The sequence below is a fragment of the Roseateles sp. DAIF2 genome, from assembly GCF_015624425.1.
Classification (GTDB): domain Bacteria; phylum Pseudomonadota; class Gammaproteobacteria; order Burkholderiales; family Burkholderiaceae_C; genus Kinneretia.
Window position 1 is genome coordinate 4,440,644 of the sequence record NZ_CP049919.1, and the last position, 26,817, is coordinate 4,467,460.

Below are 26,817 nucleotides of genomic sequence, written 5' to 3' on the forward strand. Positions count from 1 at the left end.
GGTTCGCCGGCAGTCTCGCATGCCGGCGCCCGCCGTGCCGGAGGTCCGGAAATCAGGGCAGGCTCAGCTGCTCCTGCTCGTCGATGCGGACATGGCGGATCTCCCCGCCCTCGAAGGCATAGGCCAGGCTCAGGGTCTTGCGCCGCCCCGGCGCCGGGTCGGTGCCCGCCAGCGCGTTGTCCACCCGCACCTGCAGGCGGTTGCGCCAGATCCGCTCGCGCAGCCGCTCGCTGATGTCCACGCTGTTGGCGCCGCTCTCGCCGTAACGCGCGCTGATGATCAGCAGACGGCCGGGCCGCGCCGGCTCGGTGGGGTCGATCCCGCCACCCCAGTCGCCGCGCCGCCAGCCGACGAAGCGGGCGCCATCGACCTGCTCGCCCTCGCGGTACTCGAACACGCGCGAGTCGCCATCGGGTTCGCGCGCCGTGATGCGCAGGGTCTTGAGCTGGCCCGGATCCGGGTCCTGCCCGAAGAGCGCATTGCCGACCCGGAAACGGCCATCGCCGCGCGCCAGTTCACGCAGGCGCTCGCTGACGTCGACGCTGCGCTGCGCCGTGCCATAGGTGGCCTTCAGGATGCGGTAGCGGCCCGCATCGTCACCGTCGTCGGGACCGGGCTTGTGCTCGTCGTCCTCGTCGGACCAGCCGCCCTGCCAGTCGGGCCGCCAGCCCGAGGGCCGGCCGCCCCAGTCGCCGCGCCGCCAGCCGCTGAAACGGCCGCCGTCCAGATAGGCGTACTCGGCATATTCGAAGATGCCGCGCTCGCCGTCCGGCCCGGTGGCATAGATGCGCAGCGACTTGCGCCGCCCGGGGTCGGGATCGACCCCGAACAGCCCATTGCCCAGGCGCACGCGCTGGTCGCGCCGGGCCAGCTCGCGCAGGCGTTCGGTGACGTCGACATGGTGTCGGGCGGTGCCGTAGCGCGCATGCAGGATGCGGTAGTCGCCCTCGTCGCCCCAGTCGCGCCCGGCCTGGACCGGGCCGGCCATGAAGCTCAGCGCCGCCACCAGCAGCATCGCCCATCGTTTCATCACGGATCCCAAATCAGCCTCCCTACTTGCCGGATCGATGCAGGCGCAACGCCGCCGGGCCGACCCGGGTTGGCGGCCACGGCTTCATCCTTGTTTGCGTTTGTGTCAGGCGCTGACGATCCAGCCCTCGATCGGGTCCAGCGTCGCCGGCAGGCCATGCCCCTCCTGGCCCGCCGCCCAGCCGGCCTGCAGCAGGCACAGCACCGCATCGAGCCGGTCGCCTGCGGCATCGGCCACCAGCGCGTCGCGCTGCGCGTGGCTGAGCTTCAGGCGCAGGCCCAGGCGGCTGCGGCCCTGCTCCAGGCCTTCCACCAGGTCCTTGCGCGCGATCAGCCGGGCCTCGTCCTGCTTGGCCCGGTCGTCGCTCTTGTAGCTGCGCCGCCCGATCAGCTCGCGCGCCAGCAGGCCCGGATAGGCCTCCAGCGCGACGCGCTGCGGGTCACCTTCGTGCAAACCCGGCAGATGCACGCCGGCCGCCAGCAGGCGCGGCGCGCCGGCATGCAGCATGTAAGCCACCGGCGGGTTGACCCATTTCATCGAGGGCGAGGCGCCGGCCGGGCCGTCGCAGGCGCGGTGCGCGAACTTGGCCCCAGCCGGCCGCGCGGCGCAGAAGGCGGCGAATTCGTCGCGGATCTGCGCGCGCGTCAGGCCGGCGTAGTGGTCGATCAGCGCATCCCAGCGCTGCGGCCAGCCGAGCGCCAGCACCAGCTCGCGCGGCAGCCCGAAGGGGAAGTCGCAGCCCGCCAGCCAGGGGCCGGGCCGCTGCAGCAGGGCCTCGAAACCGGCCAGCTCGGGCAGTTCCTCCAGCCGCTCCAGCAGCAAGACCTGGCCCCGGCGCCGGCCATGGGCCACGGTGATCGGCTTGCGGCGGGTCGGCGCGCTGCTGAAGTCAATGCCGATCAACCGCAGGTCGGGAAATGTTTCGCTCGGGCTAGAGTGCATGCACGCACTGTATCGGGGAGGCATGCCAGATGAGCCAGGACGACAAAGCCGTCGAGACCAAGATCGAGGAGACCTGCGTCGAACGCCTGGTCGTCACCGAACACCAGCTGCAGCTGGCCGACGGGCGCCGGCTCGACTATGTGGCCACCTGCGGCACCCTGCCGCTGCGCGAGCTGGAGCTGGAGGACGGCAAGCACAAGGGCGAGAAGACGCGCGCCGGCGTGTTCTTCATCGCCTATGCGGCCAAGGACCGGCCGGCCGGCGAGCGCCCGATCTGCTTCAGCTTCAACGGCGGGCCGGGCTCGTCCAGCGTCTGGCTGCATCTGGGCATCCTCGGGCCGCAGCGCGTGCTGACCGACGAGATGGGCCATTGCGGCACGCCGCCCTATGCGCTGGGCGAGAACGAGTTCAGCCTGCTGGCCGAGGCCGACCTGGTCTTCATCGACCCGGTCGGCACCGGCCATTCGCGCATGGCCAGCGGCGAGAAGGCCGCCGAGTTCCACGACTATCAGCGCGACCTGGACGCGGTGGGCGAGTTCATCCGCCTCTACCTGACGCGCTGGATCCGCTGGGCCAGCCCCAAGTACCTGATCGGCGAGAGCTACGGCACCACGCGCGCCGCCGGCCTGGCGCGCCATCTGCAGGAAAAGCACGATGTGCATCTGAACGGGCTGATGCTGGTCTCGCTGGCGCTGGACTTCCAGACCCTGTCCTTCGATCCCGGCAACGAGCTGCCCTACCCGCTCTACCTGCCCACCTACGCCGCCACCGCCTGGTACCACCGGGCCCTGGCGCCGGCCCAGCAGGACAAGAGCCTGGCCCAGCTGGTGCGCGAGGCCGAGGACTTCGCCAACGGCGACTACTGGCTGGCCCTGATGCAGGGCGCGCGCCTGGGCGACGCGGCGCGGCGCGAGATCGCCGCGCGCATGGCCGCGCTGACCGGGATCTCGGCCAAATACCTGCTGCGCTGCGACCTGCGGCCCACCGAGTTCCGCTTTTTCAAGGAGCTGCTGCGCGAGCGCGGCCAGACCGTCGGCCGGCTCGACAGCCGCTTCCTCGGCCTGGACCGCGACGACGCCGGCGAGCACCCCGAGGAGGACGCCGGCATGAACAACCTGGTCGGCGCCTATGCGGCCGGCATCAACCGGGTGCTGCGCGAGCGCCTGGGCTGGACCAGCGACCAGGCCTATCTGGTGCATGCGCCGCTGTGGAAGACCTGGTCCTGGAAGGGTCACGAGAACAAGTACCTCAGCGTCGGCGACAGCCTGCGCCGCGCGCTGCAGGCGAACCCGGCGATGCGGGTCTATGTGGCCAGCGGCTATTACGACCTGGCCACGCCGCATGCCGCGGGCGATTACACCCTGGCACATCTGGGGCTGCGCGAGCCGCTGCGCCAGCGCCTGCGGGTCAGCTACTTCGAGGCCGGCCACATGATGTACATCCACCGGCCCTCGCTGGAGCGCATGGCGGCCGAGCTGCGCGAGTTCGTGCGCGGCACAAGCGCTTGACGCCCACGCGGACGCAGGTGAAGCTGGCCGCCGCTGCGAAAAAATCGCCCGATGAGCCGATCCTCCTACGAGACCTGCCTCGCCGCCGCCCGGAGCGCCTCGGACCGCGGTGACTACCGCGACGCGATCCGGCTGCGGGCCGAGGCGCTGGCCGCCTGCGCGCCCGAGGAGGAAGCCCGCCGCGCCCACGCGCTGGCGCAGCAGGCGCATGACCATCCGCGCCTGGGCCAGTTCCAGGCCAGCGTGCGCTGCGCCGGCGAGGCGGTGGCGCTGGCCGAGCAGCTCGGCGACGCCGGCGTGCTGGCCGATGCGCTGACCTCGCTGTCCTTCGTCTATGCCCAGTTGCTGATGGGGCGCGACGCGATGGAATGCGGGCTGCGCGCGCTGGCCGCGGCGCGCAGCAGCGGCGATGCGCGGCTGGAGGGCTGGGCGCTGAACCGCCTGGGCGTGGCCTATGCGGGTCTCGACAACCCCGGCCAGGCCTGCGACACCACGGTGCAGGCGCTGGAGGTGGCCGAGCCGCTGGGCGACGCCGAGCTGCAGTTCTCCTGCCTGAACAACCTGAGCTATTTCTGGCTGGCACGCCTGGCCGACGCGCGCCGCGCCGGCGATGCCGCGGCGCTGGCCGAGGCGCGCGGCCGGGCGCTGCAGCTGGCCGAGCGCGCTACCGCGCTGGCGCGCGAATCGGCCAGCCCCTTCCGCGTCGCGGTGGCCCTGTCCAACCGGGTCGAGGCCCTGCTGGGCCGCGACGACCATCGCGCGGCGCTGCCGCTGATCGACGAGTACGAGGCGCTGTCGCGCGACCGGGGCTACCTGACCCTGGAGCTGCAGGCCACCACCCAGCGCGCGCTGATCCTGAAGGCCGGCCACCGCTACGACGATGCGCTGGCCCTGCTGAGCGGGCTGATGGACGGGCGCAGCCTGCCGCCCAAGCTGCGCCAGGAGCTGATCCACGCGCTCTACGAGACCCACAAGGCGCGCGGCGACTACCGCGAGGCCCTGGCCTATCTGGAACAGCATGCCGAGCTGGAGCGCCAGCTGGCGCGCGACACGATGGCGCTGCAGACCGAGGTGATGCTGATCCGCCAGGAGGTCGAGCAGGCCCATGCGCGCGCCGAGCATGCGCTGCAGGACGCGCACCGCGAACGCGAACGTGCGCGCCAGCTGGAGCATGAGCAGGTGCGGCTGCGCGACCAAGCCGCGGCGCTGGACCGCGCCGCCCATGAGGACGTGCTGACCGGGCTGAACAACCGCCGCCATGCCGAGTTCGCGCTGCCGCTGCTGCTGGAGGGCGCGCGCCTGGCCGACAAGCCGGTCTGCCTGGCGATGCTGGACGTCGACCACTTCAAGGCCATCAACGACGAGTTCGGCCATGGCGTCGGCGACCTGGTGCTGCAGCAGCTGGCCCAGCTGCTGCGCCTGAAGATGCGCAGCGCCGACCTGCTGGCGCGGGTCGGCGGCGAGGAATTCCTGATCGCGCTGGTCGGCGCCAGCTGCCCGGTGGCGCAGGACATCTGCGAGCGGCTGCGCCTGGCGGTGCGTGCGCATGACTGGAGCACATTGGCGCCGAGCCTGCGGGTCAGCGTCAGCATCGGCCTGGCCGGCGGGCCGGCGCCGGGCGAGGTGCGGCAGCTGCAGGAACGCGCCGACCGCGCGCTCTACAGCGCCAAGCGCGGCGGCCGGGACCGGGTCTGCGTGGCCTGAGGCGCGCTCAGGCCAGCTTGAAGACCGCGACCGAGCGGGCCAGCTCATCGGCCTGATGCTGCAGGCTCTGCGCCGCGGCGGCCGACTCCTCGACCAGCGCGGCGTTCTGCTGCGTCATCTGGTCCAGGTTCGCGATCGCCAGACCGATCTGGCTGATGCCGTTGCTCTGCTCGCTGGTGGCATTGCTGATCTCGGCGACGATGCCGCTGACCCGCTCGATCGAGCTCATGATCTCCTGCATCGTCTGGCCGGCGCGCTGCACCAGCTGGGACCCGTTGTCGACGCTCTCGCCGCTGGCGGTGATCAGGGCCTTGATCTCCTTGGCCGCCTCGGCACTGCGCTGCGCCAGGGTCCGCACCTCGCCGGCCACCACCGCGAAGCCGCGGCCCTGCTCGCCGGCGCGCGCCGCCTCCACCGCCGCGTTCAGCGCCAGGATATTGGTCTGGAAGGCGATGCCGTCGATCACGCCGATGATGTCGGAGATCTTGCTCGACGAGGCGCTGATGCGCCCCATCGTGTTGACCACCTCGCCGACCACCGCGCCGCCGCGCCGCGCCACCTCGGCGGCGCTGAGCGCCAGCTGGTTGGCCTGGCGCGCGGAGTCGGCGTTGTGGGTCACGCTGGCGGTCAGCTGCTCCATCGCCGAGGCCGTTTGCTCCAGATTGGCCGCGGTCTGCTCGGTGCGCTGGCTCAGGTCCTGGCTGCCGACCGCCACCTCGCGCGAGGCGGTGGCGATGCTGTCGGTGGCGCCGCGCACGCCGCTGACCACGCCGGACAGCGAGCGCTGCATCGCCAGCACACCACGCATCATCGCCGCGGTCTCGTCCTGGCCCTGCACCTGCACCGCCTGACTCAGGTCATGCTGCGCGATGCGCTCGGAGCTGGCCACCGCGTCGGACAGCGGCGCCAGGATCGAGCGGATGTTGAACAGGGTGTAGACCGCGATGCTCAGCACCGCGACCACCATCAGCAGCACCAGGTTGCGCCGCACCACCTTCTCGTCGGCCGCGATGCGCTCCACCTCGGCGGCCGAGTAGCGGTCCACCGCCTGGGTCAGCTCGCCGAGCGACTTGTCCAGCGCGCGCACCGGCGCCTTGATCGGCTCGGTGGCCTGGTTGGCGCTGGCGGTGTCGCCAAACTCGCCGCGCGCCACCCGCTCGGCGATGCCGGCGAAGCCGCTGCGGTACCCCTGCAGCGACTGAATCATCTCGGCCGGGAACTTCTTGACCGAGTCGGGCAGATCCAGCTTGTCCATCGCGCCGAGGCCCGCGACCACGCGCTCGTAGCTCTGGTCCCATTCCTTGCGGTAGCGCTCGACCGCGGCCTTGTCGTTCAGGTTGATCAGCAGGTCCTTCTCGTAGCGGCGCAGATTGCCGACGCCAGCGCGCACATCGGCCAGCTTGCTGAGCGCGCTGACATCGTTGTCGACGAAATGCTCGAAGGTGCCGCGCGCCTTGGCCAGGCTCCACAGCCCGTCGCCGCCGATCGCCAGCATCGCCCCGATTGCCAGCAGCGCCAGCGCGTACAAACGGGCCCGGATCGAGTAATTGCGTAGCGTCCAAATCGACATCACAACCTCCGGCAGGCAGATGGTCAGACACTCCCTGCCGCGAGCCTAACAGGCGGACGCGCCGGCCGAAACACCCTGATACGGGTACGCGGCCGGCGCGCCACGCGTTCAGGCGCCGGTCGACAGCTCCGCCATCACCGCCGCGAAGCGATCCGCGATCGCCTCCTCGCCCGCGTGGCGCCCTTGACGCAGCCGCACCCGGCCGGCCACATAGACGTCGCGCAAGGCCTGGCCCTGGCTGGCGAACACCAGCGCGTCCAGCAGCGCCGGCTGCGGCACACCCAGCAGGCCGGAGGCGCGGGTGTCGAGCACCAGGAAGTCGGCGCGCGCGCCGGGCGCCAGGCCCCAGGAGGTCAGGCCGGCCGGCGCCGCACTGCCGGCGAGGCTGGCCTCGAACAGGCGCGCCGCGCTGGAGGGCTGGCCGCCTCGCGGATCGGCCGCCACATTGCGCTGGCGCAGGCCCAGGCGCTGGCCATACTCGAGCCAGCGCAGCTCCTCGATCCAGCCGCGCGTCACATGGCTGTCCGAGCCCAGCGACAAGGGCACGCCGGCGCCCAGCCAGCCCGGCAGATCGGCCAGGCCGTCGCCCAGGTTCGCCTCGGTGCCGGGGCAGATCACGACGCCGGCGCCGGCGCGCGCCACCGCGGCGATCTCGGCCGGCTCGCTGTGCGTCGCATGCACCAAGTGCCAGCGCGCATCGGGCGCGAACTCGTCGCAGAGGTACTGCATCGGCCGCCGGCCCGTCGCGGCCAGGCTGTCGCGCACCTCCTGCAGCTGCTCGCTGATGTGGATATGGATGGGCAGCGCGGTCTCGCCGACCAGGGCCTGCAGCGCGCGGATGTCCGGGGCGTGGGCCGCGCGCAGCGAATGCAGGGCCACGCCGGCGTTCAGCAGCGGCCGGCCGGCGGCATTCAGGCGCTGCGCGGCGCGCCAGACCCAGGCCGCATCGGTCGCGAAGCGGCGCTGGTCGGGCCGCAACGCTGCCTGCGCGAAGCCGGCATGGGCATACAGCACCGGCAGCATGGTCAGGCCCAGGCCCGCCTCGTCCGCCGCGTCGGCCAGGGCCCAGCTCAGCGCCAGCTCGTCGTCCGGATAGGCGCTGCCGTCCTCGCGGTGCTGCAGGTAATGGAATTCGCAGACCTGGGTGTAGCCGCCCTTCAGCAGCTCCACATAGAGCTGGGCCGCGATCGCGCGCAGCTGCGCCGGCGTGACCTTCAGCGCCAGGCCGTACATGCGGTCGCGCCAGGACCAGAAATCGTCCTCGCCCGCCTTGCGCCGCTCGGCCAGGCCGGCGAAGGCGCGCTGGAAGGCATGGCTGTGCGCATCGACCAGGCTGGGCAGCACCGGGCCGGCCAGCCGCTCAACGCCCTCCGGCGCCGGGCGGCCCACCGTGAAGCTCGTCCAATGGCCGCGGGCATCGGCCTGCATCAGCACCTCGGCCTGCCAGCGCCCGTCCAGCCAGGCCTGGGGCGCCCAGAACACCTGGCCGCTCATGCCGCCGGCCTCCAGGCCAGATAGGCCTGCAGCAGGCGCCTCAGGAGCGGCTGCACCCGCGCGGCGCGCGCCTCGTCATAGGCGAAGCTGCCGTCCTCGTGCATATAGCAGCTCCAGCACATCTCCAGCTGCACCGCATGCTGCCCAAGATCCGGCCGGCCGTAGTGGCGGGTGATGTGGCCGCCCTTGAAGCGGCCGTTGACCACCTGGGTGTAGTCGCCCTGCGCGGCCAGTACCGCGCCCAGGCCCTGCGTGATCGCGGCGTCGCAGCTGCGGCCCTCGGCGGTGCCGAGGTTCAGGTCGGGCAGCTTGCCCTCGAACAGCCAGGGCAGCACCGACTTGATGCTGTGCGCATCGAACAGCAGCGCATAACCGTGCAGGGCCTTCAGCCGGTCCAGCTCGGCCTGCAAGGCATCGTGATAGGGGCGCCAGTAGGCCTCGCGCCGGCGCAGCTTCTCGGCGGCATCGGGGGCCTGGCCGTCCAGGTAGATCGGGTCGCCGCTGAAGAAGCGGGTCGGGCACAGCTCGGTGTTCGACGCGCCGGGGTACATCGGCGTGTCCTCCGGCGGGCGGTTCAGGTCGATCAGGAAGCGCGAGTAGCGCGGCACGATCAGGCTGGCGCCCAGCTCGGCGGCGATCTCGCCGTACAGGCGCTCCAGATGCCAGTCGGTGTCCTCGGTCGCCAGGGCGCGCGGCTGGTAGCGCGCGCGCTGGTCGGCGGGGATCTCGGTGCCCACATGGGGCATGCTGATCAGCAGCGGGCGGCTGCCCTGGCGCAGCTTGAAAACGTCGACTTCACTCATGCTCGGAACACCTTGCCGCCCCACACGCGCTGACGCAGCGGGTTGCGGCCGAAGTAGTAGGACAGTTCATTGGGATGCTCGACATCCCAGACGCAGAAATCGGCGCGCTGCCCGGCCCGCAGCCGGCCGCGGTCCGTCAGGCCCAGGGCCCGCGCCGCGTTGACCGTGACGCCGCGCAGCGCCTCCTCCGGCGTCAGCCGGAACAGGGTGCAGGCCATGTTCAGCATCAGCAACAGGGACAGGGTCGGCGAGGTGCCGGGGTTGTGGTCGGTCGAGATCGCAATCGGCACGCCGGCCTCGCGCAGCAGCCCGACGGGCGGCAGCTTGGTTTCGCGCAGGAAGTAGTAGGCGCCGGGCAGCAGGGTCGCGACCGTGCCGCTGGCGGCCATCGCCCGCACGCCCTCGGGGCTCAGGTATTCCAGATGGTCGCAGGACAGCGCGCGGTACTCGCAGGCCAGCTGGGTGCCGCCCTGGTCCGACAGCTGCTCGGCATGCAGCTTGACCGGCAGGCCCAGGGCCCGGGCCGCCTCGAACACGCGCCGGGTCTGTGCCGGGGTGAAGCCGATGCCCTCGCAGAAGGCATCGACCGCATCGATCAGGCCCTCGCGCTGCAGCCGGGGCATCCAGGCGCAGACGGCCTCGACATAGTCGTCCTGCCGGCCCTGGAACTCGGGCGGCAGCGCGTGGGCGCCCAGATAGCTGGTGCGCACCTCGGCGCCCTGCAGCGCGCGCGCGGCGCGCAGGCAGCGGGCCTCGCTGTCCAGGTCCAGACCATAGCCGGACTTGACCTCGACGGTCGTCACCCCCTCGGCCAGCAGCGCATCCAGGCGCCGCTGGGCCAGGCGCAGCAGCTCGGCTTCGTCGGCGCCACGGGTCGCGGCCACGGTCGAGCGGATGCCGCCGCCGGCGCGGGCGATCTCTTCGTAGCTGGCGCCATGCAGACGCAGCTCGAACTCGCGCGCCCGCTGGCCGCCGTAGACCAGATGGGTATGGCAGTCGATCAGGCCCGGCGTCACGACCGCGCCGCCCAGCTCATGCTCGGCCGCCGGCGCCAGGCCGGCGGGCAGTTCGGATTCGGGGCCCACCCAGGCGATGCGCTCGCCCTCGGTGATCAGCGCCCCACGCTCGACCCAGCCCCAGGGCTGGGTGCCGTCCAGGGTGGCCAGGCGCGCGCCGCGCCACAAGGTCTTGTCACTCATCGATGTCTCACTCGCTCCAGCTCATCCACCAGGCCTGGCCCGGGCCCGCGAAGCTCAGCGGCTGCGCGGCCGGCTGCTCGCACCAGGCCAGACTCTGCGGCGCCAGCGGCATCGCGCGGCCGCCATGCTTCAAGAGACCGCCGCCCGCACTGAACAGGCCCAGCCATTGGCTGCCCTGCGCCTCGAAGGGCTGGTCCGCCGCGACGACGCGCATCCGGCCCTGCGCGCGGCGGTGCATCAGGTTGAAGTCCCGCGTCGGGCCGTCGACCAGCTCGCAGTCGGGGCCGAGCGCGCCGTCGAAGCTGAGGATCTCGCTCTCCGGATGCAGCTCGTAGTCATAGAGCCGCACGCCACGGCCGGACAGCACCGCGAACCAGCGCTGCACGCCCTCGAAGGAGGAGAACGGGCCGTCCGCCTCGATGTCCGCGACGCTGACCCGCAGCGCCCATTGCGCCGGATGCGGCCAGGCCAGCAGCTCGCGGGTCCAGCCGCCGTTGTTCTTCCAGCGCTGCGGCGCCACCTGTTCGGCTGAAATCACGCTCCAACTCATGACAGTCCTCCAAGGCAGATCCGACGGCATTCCCAAGCGAGCGGCGCCGATCCGGCTTTGCCGGGCGGCCGGCGCTGCCCCCTTGAGGGGGCCGGCGCAGCCGGTAGGGGGTGGGACGTCCAGCTCATGCTTGGAATCCTCCTTCGAGCAGGTATCGGGAACCTGGATGGGTCAGGCGCACCGCCGTCACCGCGATGCCGCGGCTGAAGGTCAGGCGCTTGACGACCAGGCAGGGATCGCGCCGGGCAATGCCCAGCAGCTTGGCTTCCAGCTCGCTGGGTGACGTCGCCTCGATGGTATAGCGCGCCTCCGACAGCGGGGCCACCTCCAGCAGGTAATGGGTCGGCGTCACGGTCGCGAAGTCCAGGCCCAGGTAGTCGGGCGCGCAGGCCGGATTCACCAGCCGGTCCTCGCACTGGATCGCGACGCCGTTCTCCAGATGCACGATCACGCTGTGGAACAGCGGCGCGCCGGCCTTCAAACCGAACTCGGCCGCCTGCTCGGCCGTGGCCTTGAGCTTTTCCAGCAGATGGACCCGAGCCTCATGCGCGTGGCCGCGTTCGGCGATCTCCTCATGCACATCGCGCACCGTCAGGGTGGAGGCGATGCGGTGGATCTGCGCGACAAAGGTGCCGACGCCCTGCACCCGCTCGATCATGCCCTCCTGGGCCAGCTCGCGCAGCGCGCGATTCACCGTCATGCGGCTCAGCCCGAACTGCGCGCCCAGCTCGGCCTCCGAGGGCAGCAGGTCGCCGGGCACCCAGCGGCCGGCGGCGATGCCCTCGCGCAGAAAGCTCTTGACCTTCAGGTATTGCGGCGCCGGGCCGTCGGGAGATCGTCGTGGCATGGGATCGAATGGTACTTGACTGTACTTGTATAGACAACTACATTCCGCATCATTCCATCCCCCGCTTGCCCTTCGCAGGAGACCGACATGCCCGACATGAGCAGCCCCGCCCCGACCACCGCACGCGTCGTCCGCGCCCCCACCGGTACCCAGCTCAGCTGCAAGAGCTGGCTGACCGAGGCCGCCTACCGCATGATCCAAAACAACCTGGATCCGATGGTGGCCGAGAACCCGGCCGAGCTGGTGGTCTATGGCGGCATCGGCAAGGCGGCGCGCAACTGGGAATGCTTCGACGCCATCCTCGCGACCCTGAAGGGCCTGAACGAGGACGAGACCCTGCTGGTGCAGTCGGGCAAGCCGGTCGGCGTGTTCAAGACCCATGCCGATGCGCCGCGCGTGCTGCTGGCCAACTCCAACCTGGTGCCGCATTGGGCCAACTGGGAGCATTTCAACGAGCTGGACCGCAAGGGTCTGATGATGTACGGCCAGATGACGGCCGGCAGCTGGATCTATATCGGCACCCAGGGCATCGTGCAGGGCACCTATGAGACCTTCGCCGAGGCCGGCCGCCAGCATTACGGCGGCAGCCTGGCCGGCCGCTGGGTGCTGACCGCGGGCCTGGGCGGCATGGGCGGCGCCCAGCCGCTGGCCGCGACCTTCGCCGGCGCCGTCTCGCTGAACATCGAATGCCAGCAGACCAGCATCGACTTCCGCCTGAAGACCCGTTACGTCGACGAGCAGGCCGCCGATCTGGACGACGCGATCGCGCGCATCCGCAAGTACACGGCCGAGAAGAAGGCGATCTCGATCGCCCTCTTGGGCAATGCCGCCGAGATCCTGCCCGAGCTGGTCAAGCGCGTGCAGGCCGGCACCGCGCCCAAGCCCGATGTCGTGACCGACCAGACCTCGGCTCATGACCTGATCAACGGCTACCTGCCCGCCGGCTGGAGCGTCGAGCAGTGGAAGGCCGCCGCCGCCGATGCCAGCCAGCACGCCAAGCTGAAGGACGCCGCCGCCAAGGGCTGCGCCGTGCATGTGCAGGCAATGCTGGACTTCCAGGCCATGGGCGTGCCCACCGTCGACTATGGCAACAACATCCGCCAGGTCGCGCTGGACCAGGGCGTCAAGAACGCCTTCGACTTCCCCGGCTTTGTGCCCGCCTATGTGCGCCCGCAGTTCTGCGAGGGCCGCGGCCCGTTCCGCTGGGTGGCGCTCTCCGGCGACCCAGAGGACATCTACAAGACCGACGCCAAGATCAAGGAGCTCTTCCCCGAGGAAACCCGCGTGCACCGCTGGCTGGACATGGCGGCCGAGCGCATCGCCTTCCAGGGCCTGCCGGCGCGCATCTGCTGGCTGGGCCTGGGCCAGCGTCACCTGGCCGGCCTGGCCTTCAACGAGATGGTGCGCACCGGCGAGCTGAAGGCGCCGATCGTGATCGGCCGCGACCACCTGGACTGCGGCTCGGTCGCCAGCCCGAACCGCGAGACCGAGGCGATGAAGGACGGCACCGACGCCGTCTCCGACTGGCCGTTGCTGAACGCGCTGCTGAACACCGCCGGCGGCGCCACCTGGGTCTCGCTGCACCATGGCGGCGGCGTGGGCATGGGCTTTTCCCAGCACAGCGGCGTGGTCATCGTCGCCGACGGCACGGACGCGGCCGCCAAGCGCCTGGAGCGCGTGCTGTTCAACGATCCTGGCACCGGCGTGATGCGCCATGCCGACGCCGGCTACGAGATCGCCCAGCAATGCGCCAGCGAGCGCGGCCTGCATCTGCCGATGCAACAGGGCGGCGCTCGCTGACGCGGGCAGCGCACGCTCGTTCACTTTCCGACTTGCAGCGCGGCGGCAGGCTCTTAGGATGGCTCATCTCGACAAGCGGGCGCCGATGCAGCGCCCTCCGGATCGGCATGAGACAAGAAGCCTCCGTTCGCCGCGGCCTGCTGATGGCCGCCTGCCTACTGGCCCTGCCGGCGCGCGCCACCGAGCCCGCGCCGCCACCTTTGCACATCGCCGCGGTGCAGAAGGATGCGGTCAGCTGGGTGGCGGCACGGCTGCTGACCGAGGTCTACCGCCTGGCCGGCCTGGAGCTGGTGGTGGAGCCGATGCCGGCGCCGCGTGCCGGCCTGCTGGCGCTCAGCGGCGAGGTGGACGGCGAGCTGATCCGCACCGAGGCCCATGGCCAGCGCAACCCGCGCCTGCTGCGCATCGATCCGCCCTACTACCGCATCCAGGTGCAGGCCTTCTCGCTCGCCTCGCGCCGGGTGCAGGTGGGCAGCCGCGCGGACCTGGCGCGCTACAAGCTGGCAGCGATCCGCGGCCTGTCCTATGTGCCCGAGCTGACGCCCGGCCATCCGGCGCTGACCCTGGCGCAGAACTCCGAGCAGATGTTCCGCATGCTGCAGGCCGAGCGGGTCGATCTGGCGCTGGACAGCGGCCTGGCCGCGCGCCATGTGCTGGAGCGCCTGGGCCTGCGCGAGCAGCTCAGCGCCTCGCCCGAGCTGGCGCGCTACGAGCTGTTCCATTACCTGCATCCGCGCCACCGCGCGCTGGCGCCGCGCATCGCCGCGGCGATCCAGCGGCTCAAGGCCAGCGGCGAACTGGAGCGCCTGACCGAGTTCTACGAAAGCATGGCGCTGACCCTCAGCCCGGAGCGCTTCGATCCCGGCGAGCTGGCACCGCGCCGCCCTTGATTCCTTTTTCTTCTTTCCCCCTTCCCCACCCTTTTTGATCTTGCAGCCATGACCGACCTGATCCTCACCCCCGGCCATCTGACCCTGGACCAGCTGCGCGCGATCCGCGCCGGCGGCGTGCGCCTGGCGCTGGACGCCAGCGCCGCCGAGGCGATCCGCCGCAGCGCCGCCGTCGTGCAGGCCGCGGCCGCCGGCGACGCGCCGGTCTACGGCGTCAACACCGGCTTCGGCAAGCTGGCCTCCAAGCGCATCAGCAAGGAGGAGCTCGCCACCCTGCAGCGCAACCTGATCCGCTCGCATTGCGTCGGCGTCGGCGCGCCGCTGGAGCCCTCGGTCGTGCGCCTGATGTTGGCCACCAAGGCGGCCTCGCTGGCGCGCGGCTTCTCGGGCGTGCGCGAGGAGGTGGTGCAATGCCTGCTGGACGTCTTCAACGCCGGCCTCTCGCCCTATGTGCCGGCGCAGGGTTCGGTCGGCGCCTCGGGCGACCTGGCACCGCTGGCCCACATGACCCTGGCCCTGATGGGCGAGGGCGAGATGCTGGTCGATGGGCGGCGCTTGCCCGCCGGCCCCGAACTGGAGAAGGCCGGCCTGAAGCCGCTGACCCTGCAGGCCAAGGAAGGCCTGGCCCTGATCAACGGCACCCAGACCTCGACCGCGCTGGCGCTGGAAGGCCTGCTGCGCTTCGAGAAGGTCTATGCCTCGGCCATCGTCTCGGGCGCGCTGAGCCTGGACGCCGCGCGCGGCAGCGACGGCCCCTTCGACGCCCGCATCCATGCGGTGCGCGGCCAGCCCGGCCAGATCGAGGCCGCCCAGGCCTACCGCCAGATCCTGGCCGGCAGCGAGATCCGCCAGTCGCATCGCGAGGGCGACGACCGGGTGCAGGATCCCTATTGCCTGCGCTGCCAGCCCCAGGTGATGGGCGCCTGCCTGGACCAGGCCCGCTATGTGCGTGAGGTGCTGCTGCGCGAGGCCAATGCGGTGACCGACAACCCGCTGGTGTTCGCCAACGCCGACGGCACGGCCTATATGGTCTCGGGCGGCAACTTCCACGCCGAGCCGGTGGCCCTGGCCGCCGATGCGCTGGCCTGCGCGATCGCCGAGGTCGGCGCGATCGCCGAGCGCCGCATCGCGATGCTGATCGATGCCAGCGTCTCGCGCCTGCCGCCCTTCCTGACCGAGAACGCCGGCCTGAACTCGGGCTTCATGATCGCCCATGTCACCGCCGCGGCGCTGGCCAGCGAGAACAAGAGCCTGGCGCACCCGGCCAGCGTCGACAGCCTGCCGACCAGCGCCAACCAGGAGGACCATGTCTCGATGGCCACCTTCGGCGCGCGCCGCCTGGGCCCGATGCTGGACAACACCGCCCACATCATCGGCATCGAGCTGCTGGCCGCGGCCCAGGGCATCGAGTTCCTGCGCCCGCTGAAGAGCTCCTCGGCACTGGAGCAGGTGCATGCGCTGCTGCGCAAGGTCTGCCCCCCGATGCCCCAGGACCATTACCTGGCACCGGACATCGAGCGCGCGACCGCGCTGGTACATGGCGACGAGCTGGCCGCCCTGGCCGGCCGGCACGGCGGCCTCAACGCCCTCGGTTGAGCAGCGCGCCCGCTGCGGTCGCGGCCGGCAGACCCGCGCGGCCGTCGGGCAGGGTCAGGCGCACCAGCAGGCCATGCGGCTGCTGCGGCAGCAGCTCGATGCTGCCGCGCATCAGGCCCTCGACGAGATTGCGCACCAGGGCCAGCCCCAGCCCGCCCTCGGTGGGCAGGCGGCGCGCGAACGGCGTGAAGGCCTGGGCCCGGGTCGCCTCGTCCATGCCCGGCCCCTGATCGGCCACCTCGATGCACAGGCCCGGCTGCGGCAGCGCGCGCCGCAGCCGCAGGAACCCGCGGGTGGCCTCGCCCGCCTCGTGGCCATGGCGCAGCGCATTGCGCAGCAGATGCTGGACCACATGGCCCAGCGCCTCGACCGCGCCGCACCACTCGATGTCCTCGTCCAGCGCCAGGGTCAGCCCGGCGCCGCCACCGGCCCATTCCGGCGCCGCCTGCTGCGCCTGCTCGCGCAGCAGCGCGGCCAGATTGACGCGCCGGTTCTCATGCAGGCGCTCGTGCAGGCCCAGCTCGGCAAAGCGGGCCAGCAGCGCATGCGAGCTGCGCACCGCCGCGGCCACCACGTCCGCCGCCTGCACCGCCTGCTCCAGCCCCTCGACCAGCTCCTGCCGCCGCAGCGGGCCCAGCGCCTTGTCGCGCAGCCCCTGCGCCAGGCCGGCCAGCGCGCCCGCGCCCAGCGCCGCATTGCCCAGCGGCGTGTTGAGCTGATGCGCCACGCCCATCAGCAGGCGGCTGATGGCCTGGCGCTGCTCATGCTGCAGCAGGGCCTCGCGGGCCCGGCCCAGCTCGGCGGTGCGCTCGCGCACCCGCCGCTCCATCTCCTCGTTGGCCTCCTGCAGCTGCCGGTTGCGATGCTGCAGCTCGGCCGACAGCTCGGCCTCGCGCAGCAGGGCCTGCAGGCCGGACTGGTGGCGCTGGCGGATCTGCTCGATCACCTGCTCCTGCACCGCCTGGCGCTCGCGCATCTGCTGCCGCCCGTCCGCCACGCGGCCGTCCCGGAAGGCCAGCTCGGCCAGTGCCTCATGCACCTTGATGCGCAGATTGGCCGAGCGCTGGCTGTCCTGCTCCAGCGCCAGGGCCTGGTTCAGATGCGGCGCCGCGCGCTGCGGTGCCTCGCCCAGCAGCTCGATGCGCGCCTGCGCATAGGCGCACCAGGCCAGCATCAGGTTCAGCAGCGACAAGGGCACCTCATCGGCCTCGGCCTCCAGCTCGCCCAGCACCCGCAGGGCTTGCTCCGGATCCCCGCCCATCGCGCAGTTGATTGCCAGATTGGTGCCGACCAGACGCCGCAGCATCCCCAGGCCGGGGCGCGCGGCATGTTCGTAGAGCCGCAGGTAGCGCTCGATGCACTCGCGCCGCGCCGCCTCGTCGCCGGCCTCCGCCCGACCATAGGCCACGCAGGCATGGGCGACGCCCAGCAGGGTATCGCTCCAGTCGAACAGCCCACCGATGCGCTGCTCCAGCAGCGGCAGCAGGCGCCCCACCTCGACCAGATCGCCGATCGCGATCAGCTGCGACAGCATCTGGTTGGCGGCAATGCACATCGCCGGCCGGCGGCCCTGCTGCTCGAAGGCGGCCAGCGCCGCGCTCCCGTCGCGCGCGGCCTGCACGCTCAGGCCCTGGCGGTGCAGGGCCTGGGCCGACAGCAGCAGATGCTCGCTCGCCGGCAGCCCCCTGGCCGCGGCGCCGCTCTCGCCCAGCGCCAGCAGCTCGGCCAGCCGCGCCGTCTCGATGGGCTGGGCCTGGCGCAGCTGGATCCAGGCCCGCAGGCAGCGCAGGCGCGGCAGATCCGCGCCCAGCCGCTGCTCCAGGCTCTCCAGCCCTTGCACGCCCTGCTGCACCTGCTGGCAACCCAGCAGGGTGTAGAGCTCATCGACCTGGGCATCCAGCCATCCGGCGTCCGCCTGCTCAGGGTCCATGCCAGTCACTCCGAGACGGCTGCCCGGCGCGCGGGCAGATCGGCCAACTCCCTGTTGTTGTCGACTTGGGCTTGTGCGCATTGTGCAGCAGCCCTCGCGCCCCTCATGCCCCCCGATCCGGTGAAGCCCTGAGAGCCAAGCCCCGCGACTGCGGCCATGATGGCTGCTCCCGAGCCGGCCCTCCCCGTCCGGCCGCCCCTACCCCCTTGCAAGGATGTCCGCTCCATGAAGACCTCGCGCCCGGCCCCTTTCTCAACCCGCCCCCTGCTGGGGCTCGTGCTCGCGCTGATGGAGGCCGGCGCCCAGGCCCAGGAAACCAAGGTCGGTATCGGTATCTCCGGCTGGACCGGCTTCGCACCGCTGACCCTGGCCAAGGAGGCCGGCCTGTTCAAGAAGAACGGCCTGGATGTCACGATCAAGAAGATCCCGCAGAAGGACCGCCACCTGGCGATCGCCTCCGGCGATGTGCAATGCGCGGCCACCACGGTCGAGACCTGGATCGTCTGGAACGCCAACGGCGTCGCGACCACGCAGATCTTCCAGCTCGACAAGAGCTTCGGCGCCGACGGCCTGGTGGTGAAGCCCGGCATCGCCAGGATCGCCGACCTGAAGGGCAAGACCGTGGCCGCCAGCGCGCCCGGCACCGCGCCCTATTTCGGCCTGGCCTGGATGCTGAAGAAGAACGGCGTCTCGGTGAAGGACGTCAAGGTGGTGAACCTGGAGCCGCAGGCTGCGGCCAATGCCTTTATCGCCGGCACCGGCGACCTGGACGGCGGCATGACCTACGAGCCCTATCTGTCCGGCGTGCGCGCCAAGCCCGAGGCCGGCAAGATCATCGCGACCACCCTGGACTATCCGATGGTGATGGACACCTTCGGCTGCACGCCCCGTTTTCTCTCCGAGAACCCCAAGGCCGCCAAGGCCCTGGCCGACAGCTATTTCGAGGCGCTGGCGATGATCAAGGCCGATCCGAAGAAGAGCTTCGAGATCATGGGCGCCGACGTCAAGCAGAGCGGCGAGGCCTTCGAGAAGAGCCAGGCCTATCTGCGCTGGCAGGACAAGGCCGCCAACCAGAAGTTCTTTGCCGGCGAGCATGCGCAGTTCAGCAAGGAGGCGGCCGAGCTGCTGCTGGAGGTGGGCATCATCAAGGCGATCCCCGACCTTTCCAAACTCGCCGACACGCGCTTCATCCAGTAAGCCAGCATGCGTCCTCTCACCCCGGTGACGCCCCGGGCCCGCGCGGCCCTGGGCCTGTCCTTCTTCGTCGTCTTCACCGCGCTCTGGGCCGCCGTCACCTTCGGCGGCCTGGTCAGCAAGACCTTCCTGGCCGATCCGTTGACGATGCTCAGGTCCGGTTGGACCCTGCTGACCGAGATGGGCTTCGCCAAAGACATCGGCATGACGGTCTGGCGCGTCGTCGGCGGCTTCCTGATCGCCGCCGCGCTGGCGCTGCCACTGGGCGTCGCGATGGGCACCTACAAGCCGGTCGAGGCCTTCTTCGAACCCTTCGTCTCCTTCGCGCGCTACCTGCCGGCCTCGGCCTTCATCCCGCTCTTGATCCTCTGGGCCGGCATCGGCGAGGCGCAGAAGCTGGCGGTGATCTTCATCGGCAGCTTTTTCCAGCTGACCCTGATGATCGCGGTCGCGGTCGGCAACCAGCGGCGCGACCTGGTCGAGGCGGCCTACACCCTGGGCGTCAGCGACCGCACGCTGATCACCCGCGTGCTGCTGCCCGGCGCCGCGCCGGAGATCGCGGAGATCCTGCGCATGGTGCTGGGCTGGGCCTGGACCTATGTGATCGTGGCCGAGCTGATCGGTGCATCCAGCGGCATCGGCCACATGATCACCGACAGCCAGGCCCTCTTGGCTACCGACCAGATCATCTTCGGCATCATCGTGATCGGCCTGATCGGCCTGGTCAGCGATTTCGCCTTCAAGGCGCTGAACCGCAAGCTCTTTCCATGGGCACAGCTCGGCCGATGACTACTGCTTCTTCCATTCTTTCGATCCGCGGCGTCTCCCGCACCTTCACCGGCCAGGGCGGCCAGCAGACCGTGGCGCTGCAGGCCACCGACCTGGAGGTGGCCGAGAACGACTTCGTCACCATCCTCGGCCCCTCGGGCTGCGGCAAGAGCACCCTGCTGCGCATCGTCGCCGGGCTCGATGTGCCCAGCGGCGGCCAGGTGCTGCTGGATGGCCGCGCGGTCGACCGCCCCGGCGCCGACCGCGGCATGGTGTTCCAGAGCTACACCCTGTTCCCCTGGCTGACGGTGCTGGACAACGTGGCCTTCGGCCTGCGCGAGCGCGGCCTGCCGCGCGCGCAGCAGCTGGAGATCGCACAGGACTTCATCGCCAAGGTGGGGCTGGCCAAGTTCGCCGGCCATTACCCCAAGCAGCTCAGCGGCGGCATGCAGCAGCGCACCGCGCTGGCCCGCGCGCTGGCGAACCAGCCGCGCATGCTCTTGATGGACGAGCCCTTCGGCGCGCTGGACCACCAGACCCGCGAGCTGATGCAGGAGCTGCTGCTGGCCATCTGGGAGCGGGAGCGCAAGACCGTGCTGTTCGTCACGCATGACATCGACGAGGCCATCTTCATGGGCTCGCGCGTGGTCGTGATGAGCGCGCGGCCGGGCCGCATCAAGACCGACCTGCCCTCGCCTTTTGCCCATCCGCGCCATTACTCGGTCAAGACCACGGCCGAGTTCGCCGCGCTCAAACGCGAACTGACGGAACAATTGCGCAGCGAGGTGCAGGCCGCCGCGCTGGCCTGAGCCCCAAGCCGGGCGACAATGGCGGCATGCGCCTGGCCCTTGTGCTGGTGCTGACCTGGCTGTGCGGTCCGGCCCAGGCCCTGAGCATCAGTTTCATCAATCCGGGCCGATCCGACGAGCTGTACTGGATCAGTGCCAGCCAGGCGATGCAGGCCGCCGCGCGCAGCCTGAACATCCAGCTGGAGGTGCTGTACGCCGAGCGCGACCCCGAGCAGGCCCTGGCCCTGGGGCGCCAGATCGCCGCGCGGCCGCCGGCCCAGCGCCCCGACTATGTGGTGCTGGTCAACGAGAAAGGCACCCTGGTGCCGAACGCGCGCGTGCTCGGCGAGGCCGGCATCAAGAGCTTCGCCGCCTTCAGCGGGCTGCTGCCGCAGGAGCGCAGGCGCTGGGCGCCGCGCCGCGGCCTGCCGCTGCTGCTGGGCAGCCTGGAGCCCGATGCCGAGCAGGCCGGCTACCTGAGCGCCAAGGCCCTGATCGACGAGGGCCTGCGCCGCGGCCTGGCCGGCCCGGACGGCCGGCTGCATCTGCTGGCGATCGCCGGCGACCGCTCGACCCCGGTCTCGATCCGCCGCAACGAGGGTCTGCGCCGCGCGCTAAAGGAACAGGCCGCGCGGGCCGAGCTGGACGAACAGGTCTTCGCCGACTGGCGCCTGGAGCGCGCGGCCGAGCTGACCCCGCCGCTGCTGCGCCGCCATCCGCAGGCGCGCCTGATCTGGGCCGGCAGCGACCAGATGGCCTTCGGCGCGATGCAGGCGCTGGAACCCGAGGGCCGGCGCGAGGAGCTGCTGTTCTCGGCGATCAACAACTCGCTGCCCGCGCTGCAGGCCCTGCAGGAGGGCCGGCTGAGCGCCGTGGTCGGCGGGCATTTCATCGCCGGCGCCTGGGCCCTGGTGATGCTCTACGACCACCACCATGGCCTGGACTTCGCCGCCGAAGGCCTGGAGCAGGAACGCCCGATGTTCATGCTGTTCGGCCAGGCCGAGGCGCGCCAGTACCTGGCCCGCTTCGCGCCGGGCATGCCGGCGCTGGACTTCCGGCCCTATAGCAAGAAACTCAACCCCGGGCTGGGCCGCTACCGCTTCGAGACCCGGCCGCTGCTACTTCCCTAGGCTCGCCTCCAGCAGCGCCAGCTGCCGGCGCGCCCGCTCGCCGACGCGGATCTGCGGGTTGGAATAGCCGTCGCTCTTGCCGGCCTCCTGCTCGCGCCGCTCGATGACGCGGCGCGCCTCGGCATGGGCCGACTCGAAGGAGCGGGTTGTGCGCAGCTGCTCGGCATAGAGGGCGCGACCGAAGAAGGTCAGCTCGGAGCCGCGGCCGCAGCCATAGGAGGTGTGCTCGGCATCGGCCGCCGTCATCACCAGGCTGCCCGTGTCCGCCAGCGGCTCGATCCAGCTGCCCGAATAGCAGGCCGAGATCGAGAGGATGCGGTGCCGCACGCCCGCCTCGTCCAGCCATTGCCGCAGCTGCTGCGGCGTCACCGCCTCGACCTCCAGCGGCCACAACGCGGCCGCAAGCTGGCCATCGCGCGCGCCATGCGAGCTGAGATGGATGAACAGCAGGTCCTCCTCGCGGTTCATCAGCGCGGCGACGCGCTGGATCGCGCGCCGCAGGTTCTGCGGCGTGGCCCAGGGCCAGGCCTCGGCGGTGGCGACGTTGTTGACCAGCTGCAGGCTGCGGCCCTGGGCGCCGAAGCGCGTGCGCATCACCTCGTCCACCAGCGCGCTCTCGCGCATGAACACATCCTCGCTGCCATAGGGCGCGAAGCTCAGCGCGAACAGCTCCACCCGCCCGGCTTGCCCGGGCTGCAGCGCGCGCAGGCGCTCGTCGAGCAGGCCGGCCTGGCGCTCGAGCAGGTCCTGGGTCAGGCGCAGCCGGGTCGGCGCCGCGGTCTCGGACTCGACGGCATACCAATGCTGGGTCGGCCGCCCCCAGGTCTGCGCCAGGGTCACGCCGACCAGCAGCAGGCCCGCCAGGCCGAGCCGGAGCGTCAAGCCGCCGCGCGCGAGCAGGCGCAGCTGCGCGGCCAGCGACCAGGCGAGCAGGCCCCACCACAGCAGCCAGTAGCCCCATGTGCCCAGCCGGCCCTGCCAGCCCAGGCGCACGATCGGCACCAGCAGCAGCTGGCTGAGCAGCAGCAACAGCAGGCCCTGCGCCAGCAGCAGGGCGAACAGATCGGCGCCGCGCCGTGGCCGGTCGCCACCCAGCCACCAGCAGCACCAGGCCAGCACCACCGTGCCCAGCCAGCCGCCCAGCAGGCCGGCCCAGTAGAACTGGGCCGGGCCGTCGATATAGAGCCGCTCCGCCAGCAGCGCGAGCAGCGCCTGCGCCAGCAGCAACGCCGCCACGACCCAGGGCGTCGCCCGCAGGCCGCGCCAGTCCGGCCGCAGGAAGAAGGCGCTCCGGCATCCCTGCCGCCACCATGTCAGCAGGCCGGTGGCCCGGGCCGTGCCGGCCGCTACGCTGTCCTCGTTCATCGTCCGCTCCCTTGTGGAGCCGGACTGTAGCGAGTTCGGCGCTCGCTCAGTAGCGCCCCGTCGCCCCCGCGACGCGCAGATAGACATAGGCGGTCCAGGCCACCAGCGCGCGCGTCAGCACGCCGCGCAGGCCGGCGCCGCCCCAGCGCTTCAAATCCACCTCGCGCGAGACCGCGGCCGCGGTCTCGAACTGCAGCGCCACGTCGCGCGCGAAGGCGCCGTCGCGCACCAGCACATTGGCCTCCAGGTTCAGGAGCAGCGACAGCGGATCGATGTTGGAGCTGCCGACCGTGGCCCAGCTCTCGTCGACCACGCAGACCTTGGCATGCAGATAGGCCGGCGTGTACTCGAAGATCCGCACGCCATGGCCCAGCAGCTCGGCGTACAGCGCCTGCGCGGCCATGCCGGCGATGCGGTAGTCCAGCTTGCCCTGCAGCAGCAGCCGCACCCGCACGCCGCGCCGCGCCGCATCGCGCAGCGCGCGCCGGAAGGCATGGCCGGGATAGAAATACGGCGAGATCAGGTCGACCCGCTCGCGCGCGGCGCGGATCGCGTCGATATAGGCGCGCTCGATCGTGCGGCGCTGGCGCAGGTTGTCACGCAGCACGAAGGCGGCGCAGACCGGGGTCAGGTCTTGCCAGTCGGACTGGCCGCTGCGCCGGCTGCGCCGCCCGCGCGGCATGCGCAGGCGCCGCGCCAGCCGGCGCAGGCGCCGCACCGGCTCGGGGCTGCGCACCAGGGCCAGCAACTCCTCGCCGAAGTCGCGGCCCAGCCAGGCGCGGGTCCAGACCGCGCGCGCCGCCTGCGCGATGGGTGTCACCGCCGGGCCGCGCAGCGCCACCGCGAAATCCAGCCGCGGCTCCTCGGTCTCGCCATGGTGCAGGTCGAGCCGGTCGTCGATGATGTTGATGCCGCCCACGAAGGCATGCTCGCCGTCGACCACGCAGAGCTTCTGGTGCAGGCGCCGCAGCTGCCCGGGCTGCAGCCAGCGCCACCAGCGGTCGATCGGCCGGAACACCGCCAGCGCGACGCCGCTGCCCGCCAGCGCGTTGCTGAGCCAGGGTAGGCTGGCCTTGGAGCCGAAGCCGTCCACCACCACCCGCACCCGCACACCGCGCGCCGCCGCGGCGCGCAGCGCCATCACCATCGCGGCGCCGGCGCTGTCGCTGTGGAAGATGTAGCAGGCCACCCACACCTCGACCAGGGCCTGGTTGATCGCCGCGACCTGGGCCGGGAACAGCTCGTCGCCGCCCTTCAGCAGGCGCAGCTCGTTGCCGCCGCTGTACTCGGGCAGCGCGATCGCGTGCCAGGAGGAGACATGCTCGGCATCGCCGGGGGCGCTCACGTCGCTCACGCTAATTCAAACTCGGCGACCAGCGGCAGGTGGTCGGACATGCGCGCCCACACCGGGCCGCGCGGCACCTGGGTGCTGACGCAGCGCAGGCCGCGCGTGTAGATGCGGTCCAGCGAGAAGAAGGGCAGGCGCGAGGGGAAGGTGGCCAGGCGCCGCTGGCCCGGCGCCTGGGCCCGCGCCAGGCCGAACTCGCGCATCGGCGCGTCGAGCTTCTCGCCCCAGTCGTTGAAGTCGCCGGCCACCACCAGCAGCCCCTCGGCCGGCACCTCGGCCTGGATGTACTCGGCCAGGCGCTGCACCTGGCGCACCCGGCTGCCATGCATCAGGCCCAGATGGGCCACCACCGCATGCACGGTCAGGCCCTGCCATTGCACCGGCACATGCAAGAGGCCGCGCTGCTCGAAGCGATGGTCGGAGACATCGTGGTGGCCGATCTCGCCGATCGGCCAGCGCGACAGCAGCGCATTGCCATGCTCGCCATGCTTGGTGACCGCATTGGTGCGGTAGGCCACGTCATAGCCCTCGGGCGCCAGGAACTCGGCCTGGCCCTGATCGGGCCAGCCGAACCAGGTGCGCTGGAAGGCCTTGGCATCGGCATGGTGGAAATGGCGCACCTCCTGCAGGAACACCATGTCAGCATCCAGCGCCTCGACGCCCAGGCCCAGGTTGTGGATCTCCAGGCGCTTCTGCGGCCCGACGCCGCGCACGCCCTTGTGGATGTTGTAGGTGGCCACGCGCAGATGCGGGCTCAGGATGCTGGTCTGCGGCGGCTGCACCGTCTGCTTGAAGGCGGGGCGGATCATGCGGACCTCAGGATGCGGGGGTGAAACGCGGCAGCTGCAGCACGGCCTCCGCATTGGAGGGCGAGAAGCACAGGTCGGCCGCGGCGCGCCAGGGCAGCCAGCGGTACTGCAGATGCTCGCGCGGCGCCAGCCGCACCGCGGTGCCGGCCGGCACGGTCAGGCCGAACACATGCTCGGTGTTGTGGGTCACGCCGGGCGCGTAGCGATGGCGCCAGACCGGGTAGATCTCGTAGACATTGCTCAGGCGCCAGTCGCGCAGCACCGCGCCGCTCAGGGCGATGTCGATGCCGGTCTCCTCCAGCACCTCGCGCCGCGCGGTCTGGTCCAGCGCCTCATCCGGCGCGTCCAGCGAACCGGTCACGCTCTGCCAGAAGCCGGGGCGGTCGGCCCGCTCCAGCATCAGCACCTGCAGGTCCGGCGTGTGGATCACCACCAGGACCGACTCCGGAATCTTGTAGGGCCGGGCTTGCACTGCACTCTCGCTCATGCGGCAAGCATAGCGGAGGCGTGGCGCGCCGCGGCCGACTTGATGATCAACGCTGGCGCTGGCTCCACAGCACGCCGGCCGCGATCAGCAGCATGCCGGCCAGGGTCACGCCGTCCGGCCGCTCGCCGAACAGCGGCAGCGCCAGCACCGCGGCCAGCACCGGGGTCAGCGCGCCGGCGGTGGCGCTGCGCTGCGCGCCCAGGCGGGCCACCGCGACGCTGTAGCTGAGCGTCGAGATCAGGCCGACACCGAGACCCTGCAGCGCCAGCTGCAGCAGCAGCTGATCGCGGCTCAGCGTGACCAGCAGCAACGGCGCCTGCCACCATTGCCACAGCAGCCAGGGCGCGAGCAGCAGCAGCGAGACGCTGGAGATCAGCGCCGCCGCCTCCAGCGGCGTCAGCCGCGCCTGGCGCAGCGCCAGGGTGTAGGCCGACCACATCACACTGCCCAGCAGGAACAGCGCATAGCCCTGGGCCCGACCGACCTCCCCGGCCTGCAACGCCAGCATCGTCGCGACACCGGCCGCGATGCACAACAGGGCCGGCCAGCGCGCCAGCGCCTGGCGCCCATGCAGGGCCGCGGCCAGCAGCGCGGTGAAGAGCGGCAGGGTGCCGGGGATCAGGGTCGCGCCATCGGCCACCGGCGCATGGCGCATGCCCCAGCCGGCGATCAGGAAGTAAGGCAGGCCGGCGCCCGCCACGATCAGCAGCAGCAGGCGGCGCGGCAGGGCCAGCAGGCGATGGCGGGCGCGCCACAGCAGCGGCGCGAACAGCAGGCCGGCCGGCCCGAAGCGGATCAGCGCCAGCTCGGCCGGCGGCAGCGCGGCACGCGCACCGGCGCGCAGCGAGACGAAGAAGCCGGCCCAGATGCACAGGGTCAGGCCCAGCGCGGCCCAGCCCAGCCAGAGGCCGCGGCTGGCGGCGGGATCGCCCGGGGCGATGGCGATGGGAGGCTGGGCGGGATGGGACATCGGGACAACTGCTCGGAAAACGGCTCGGCCGCGATTGTCCGGCGCCACCCGGGGCGACAAGCACCAATCCAAGCCTCATCACCCCATCAATGCGA

The 26,817-nt window shown here is 71.4% G+C and carries 23 protein-coding genes; 9 read left to right on the forward strand and 14 right to left on the reverse strand.

What is annotated here, in order from left to right:
- Positions 1-52: 52 nt before the first annotated feature.
- Together G8A07_RS20445 and G8A07_RS20450 are read right to left on the reverse strand one after the other, a co-directional pair.
- Positions 53-1,030, reverse strand: a complete 978-nt coding sequence (locus G8A07_RS20445) for a hypothetical protein (RefSeq protein WP_195793806.1) — start codon at positions 1,028-1,030, stop codon at positions 53-55.
- Between the two features lie 105 nt (positions 1,031-1,135).
- Entirely contained in the window at positions 1,136-1,972 is an 837-nt protein-coding gene (locus G8A07_RS20450) for a DUF429 domain-containing protein (protein WP_195793807.1), read from the reverse strand.
- A gap of 29 nt (positions 1,973-2,001) precedes the next feature.
- Between G8A07_RS20450 and G8A07_RS20455 the strand changes: the two genes are divergently transcribed.
- On the forward strand, positions 2,002-3,480 hold the full coding sequence (locus G8A07_RS20455; RefSeq protein WP_195793808.1) for a S10 family peptidase: 1,479 nt from the start codon (positions 2,002-2,004) through the stop codon (positions 3,478-3,480).
- A 51-nt stretch (positions 3,481-3,531) separates the two neighbouring features.
- Positions 3,532-5,184, forward strand: coding sequence for a diguanylate cyclase (locus tag G8A07_RS20460; RefSeq protein ID WP_195793809.1), 1,653 nt, complete (start codon positions 3,532-3,534; stop codon positions 5,182-5,184).
- 7 nt (positions 5,185-5,191) lie between these two features.
- Here the strand turns inward: G8A07_RS20460 and G8A07_RS28180 are convergent, their stop codons facing one another.
- The 6 genes from G8A07_RS28180 to hutC all read right to left on the reverse strand — a co-directional run bounded on the left by G8A07_RS28180 (position 5,192) and on the right by hutC (position 11,647).
- Positions 5,192-6,754: a methyl-accepting chemotaxis protein gene (locus G8A07_RS28180; protein WP_195793810.1), complete on the reverse strand. Its 1,563-nt coding sequence runs from the start codon at positions 6,752-6,754 to the stop codon at positions 5,192-5,194.
- A gap of 108 nt (positions 6,755-6,862) precedes the next feature.
- Entirely contained in the window at positions 6,863-8,248 is a 1,386-nt protein-coding gene (hutF, locus tag G8A07_RS20470; RefSeq protein WP_195793811.1) for a formimidoylglutamate deiminase, read from the reverse strand.
- A complete protein-coding gene (hutG, locus tag G8A07_RS20475; RefSeq protein ID WP_195793812.1) occupies positions 8,245-9,051 on the reverse strand; it encodes an N-formylglutamate deformylase in 807 nt (268 codons plus the stop codon). The genes hutF and hutG overlap by 4 nt, the downstream gene beginning before the upstream one ends.
- Positions 9,048-10,250: an imidazolonepropionase gene (gene hutI, locus G8A07_RS20480; protein WP_195793813.1), complete on the reverse strand. Its 1,203-nt coding sequence runs from the start codon at positions 10,248-10,250 to the stop codon at positions 9,048-9,050. Before hutI ends, hutG begins: the two co-directional genes overlap by 4 nt.
- Before the next feature lie 7 nt (positions 10,251-10,257).
- The gene (locus tag G8A07_RS20485) at positions 10,258-10,788 is read right to left on the reverse strand and encodes a HutD family protein (protein ID WP_195793814.1); all 531 of its coding nucleotides are present in this window, start codon (positions 10,786-10,788) and stop codon (positions 10,258-10,260) included.
- Positions 10,789-10,924: 136 nt separating this feature from the next.
- Entirely contained in the window at positions 10,925-11,647 is a 723-nt protein-coding gene (gene hutC / locus G8A07_RS20490; protein ID WP_195793815.1) for a histidine utilization repressor, read from the reverse strand.
- 87 nt (positions 11,648-11,734) lie between these two features.
- On the opposite strand from hutC, the gene hutU reads away from it, so the two are divergent.
- The 3 genes from hutU (at position 11,735) to hutH (ending at position 15,933) form a co-directional block, all read left to right on the forward strand.
- The gene (hutU, locus tag G8A07_RS20495) at positions 11,735-13,447 is read left to right on the forward strand and encodes a urocanate hydratase (RefSeq protein ID WP_195793816.1); all 1,713 of its coding nucleotides are present in this window, start codon (positions 11,735-11,737) and stop codon (positions 13,445-13,447) included.
- A 107-nt stretch (positions 13,448-13,554) separates the two neighbouring features.
- Positions 13,555-14,337, forward strand: a complete 783-nt coding sequence (locus tag G8A07_RS20500; RefSeq protein ID WP_195793817.1) for an ABC transporter substrate-binding protein — start codon at positions 13,555-13,557, stop codon at positions 14,335-14,337.
- A 48-nt stretch (positions 14,338-14,385) separates the two neighbouring features.
- Positions 14,386-15,933, forward strand: a complete 1,548-nt coding sequence (hutH, locus tag G8A07_RS20505) for a histidine ammonia-lyase (RefSeq protein ID WP_195793818.1) — start codon at positions 14,386-14,388, stop codon at positions 15,931-15,933.
- On the opposite strand, the gene G8A07_RS20510 is transcribed toward hutH, so the two are convergent.
- Positions 15,917-17,863, reverse strand: coding sequence for an ATP-binding protein (locus G8A07_RS20510; protein ID WP_195793819.1), 1,947 nt, complete (start codon positions 17,861-17,863; stop codon positions 15,917-15,919). The two genes, hutH and G8A07_RS20510, sit on opposite strands and share 17 nt — an antisense overlap.
- A gap of 225 nt (positions 17,864-18,088) precedes the next feature.
- Between G8A07_RS20510 and G8A07_RS20515 the strand changes: the two genes are divergently transcribed.
- Genes G8A07_RS20515 through G8A07_RS20530 form a run of 4 tightly spaced genes read left to right on the forward strand, consistent with a single transcriptional unit; the run spans position 18,089 to position 21,743 of the window.
- Complete coding sequence (locus G8A07_RS20515; RefSeq protein ID WP_213086179.1) at positions 18,089-19,060, forward strand: ABC transporter substrate-binding protein; 972 nt, start codon at positions 18,089-18,091, stop codon at positions 19,058-19,060.
- Positions 19,061-19,066: 6 nt separating this feature from the next.
- Positions 19,067-19,846, forward strand: coding sequence for an ABC transporter permease (locus tag G8A07_RS20520; protein WP_195793820.1), 780 nt, complete (start codon positions 19,067-19,069; stop codon positions 19,844-19,846).
- Positions 19,843-20,634, forward strand: coding sequence for an ABC transporter ATP-binding protein (locus tag G8A07_RS20525; RefSeq protein ID WP_195793821.1), 792 nt, complete (start codon positions 19,843-19,845; stop codon positions 20,632-20,634). The genes G8A07_RS20520 and G8A07_RS20525 overlap by 4 nt, the downstream gene beginning before the upstream one ends.
- 26 nt (positions 20,635-20,660) lie before the next feature.
- Positions 20,661-21,743, forward strand: a complete 1,083-nt coding sequence (locus G8A07_RS20530) for an ABC transporter substrate-binding protein (protein ID WP_195793822.1) — start codon at positions 20,661-20,663, stop codon at positions 21,741-21,743.
- Here G8A07_RS20530 and G8A07_RS27730 read toward each other — a convergent pair.
- From G8A07_RS27730 to G8A07_RS20555, 5 genes are read right to left on the reverse strand one after another with little or no spacing between them, the layout of a single operon-like run.
- Entirely contained in the window at positions 21,732-23,108 is a 1,377-nt protein-coding gene (locus G8A07_RS27730; RefSeq protein WP_249937075.1) for a C13 family peptidase, read from the reverse strand. The genes G8A07_RS20530 and G8A07_RS27730 overlap by 12 nt on opposite strands.
- 46 nt (positions 23,109-23,154) lie before the next feature.
- Positions 23,155-24,462: a cardiolipin synthase ClsB gene (gene clsB / locus G8A07_RS20540; RefSeq protein WP_371816384.1), complete on the reverse strand. Its 1,308-nt coding sequence runs from the start codon at positions 24,460-24,462 to the stop codon at positions 23,155-23,157.
- Positions 24,459-25,265, reverse strand: a complete 807-nt coding sequence (locus G8A07_RS20545; RefSeq protein ID WP_195793823.1) for an endonuclease/exonuclease/phosphatase family protein — start codon at positions 25,263-25,265, stop codon at positions 24,459-24,461. Before G8A07_RS20545 ends, clsB begins: the two co-directional genes overlap by 4 nt.
- A 7-nt stretch (positions 25,266-25,272) precedes the next feature.
- Entirely contained in the window at positions 25,273-25,752 is a 480-nt protein-coding gene (nudB, locus tag G8A07_RS20550) for a dihydroneopterin triphosphate diphosphatase (RefSeq protein ID WP_195793824.1), read from the reverse strand.
- A gap of 46 nt (positions 25,753-25,798) precedes the next feature.
- Entirely contained in the window at positions 25,799-26,722 is a 924-nt protein-coding gene (locus G8A07_RS20555) for a DMT family transporter (RefSeq protein ID WP_195793825.1), read from the reverse strand.
- Positions 26,723-26,817: the final 95 nt, after the last annotated feature.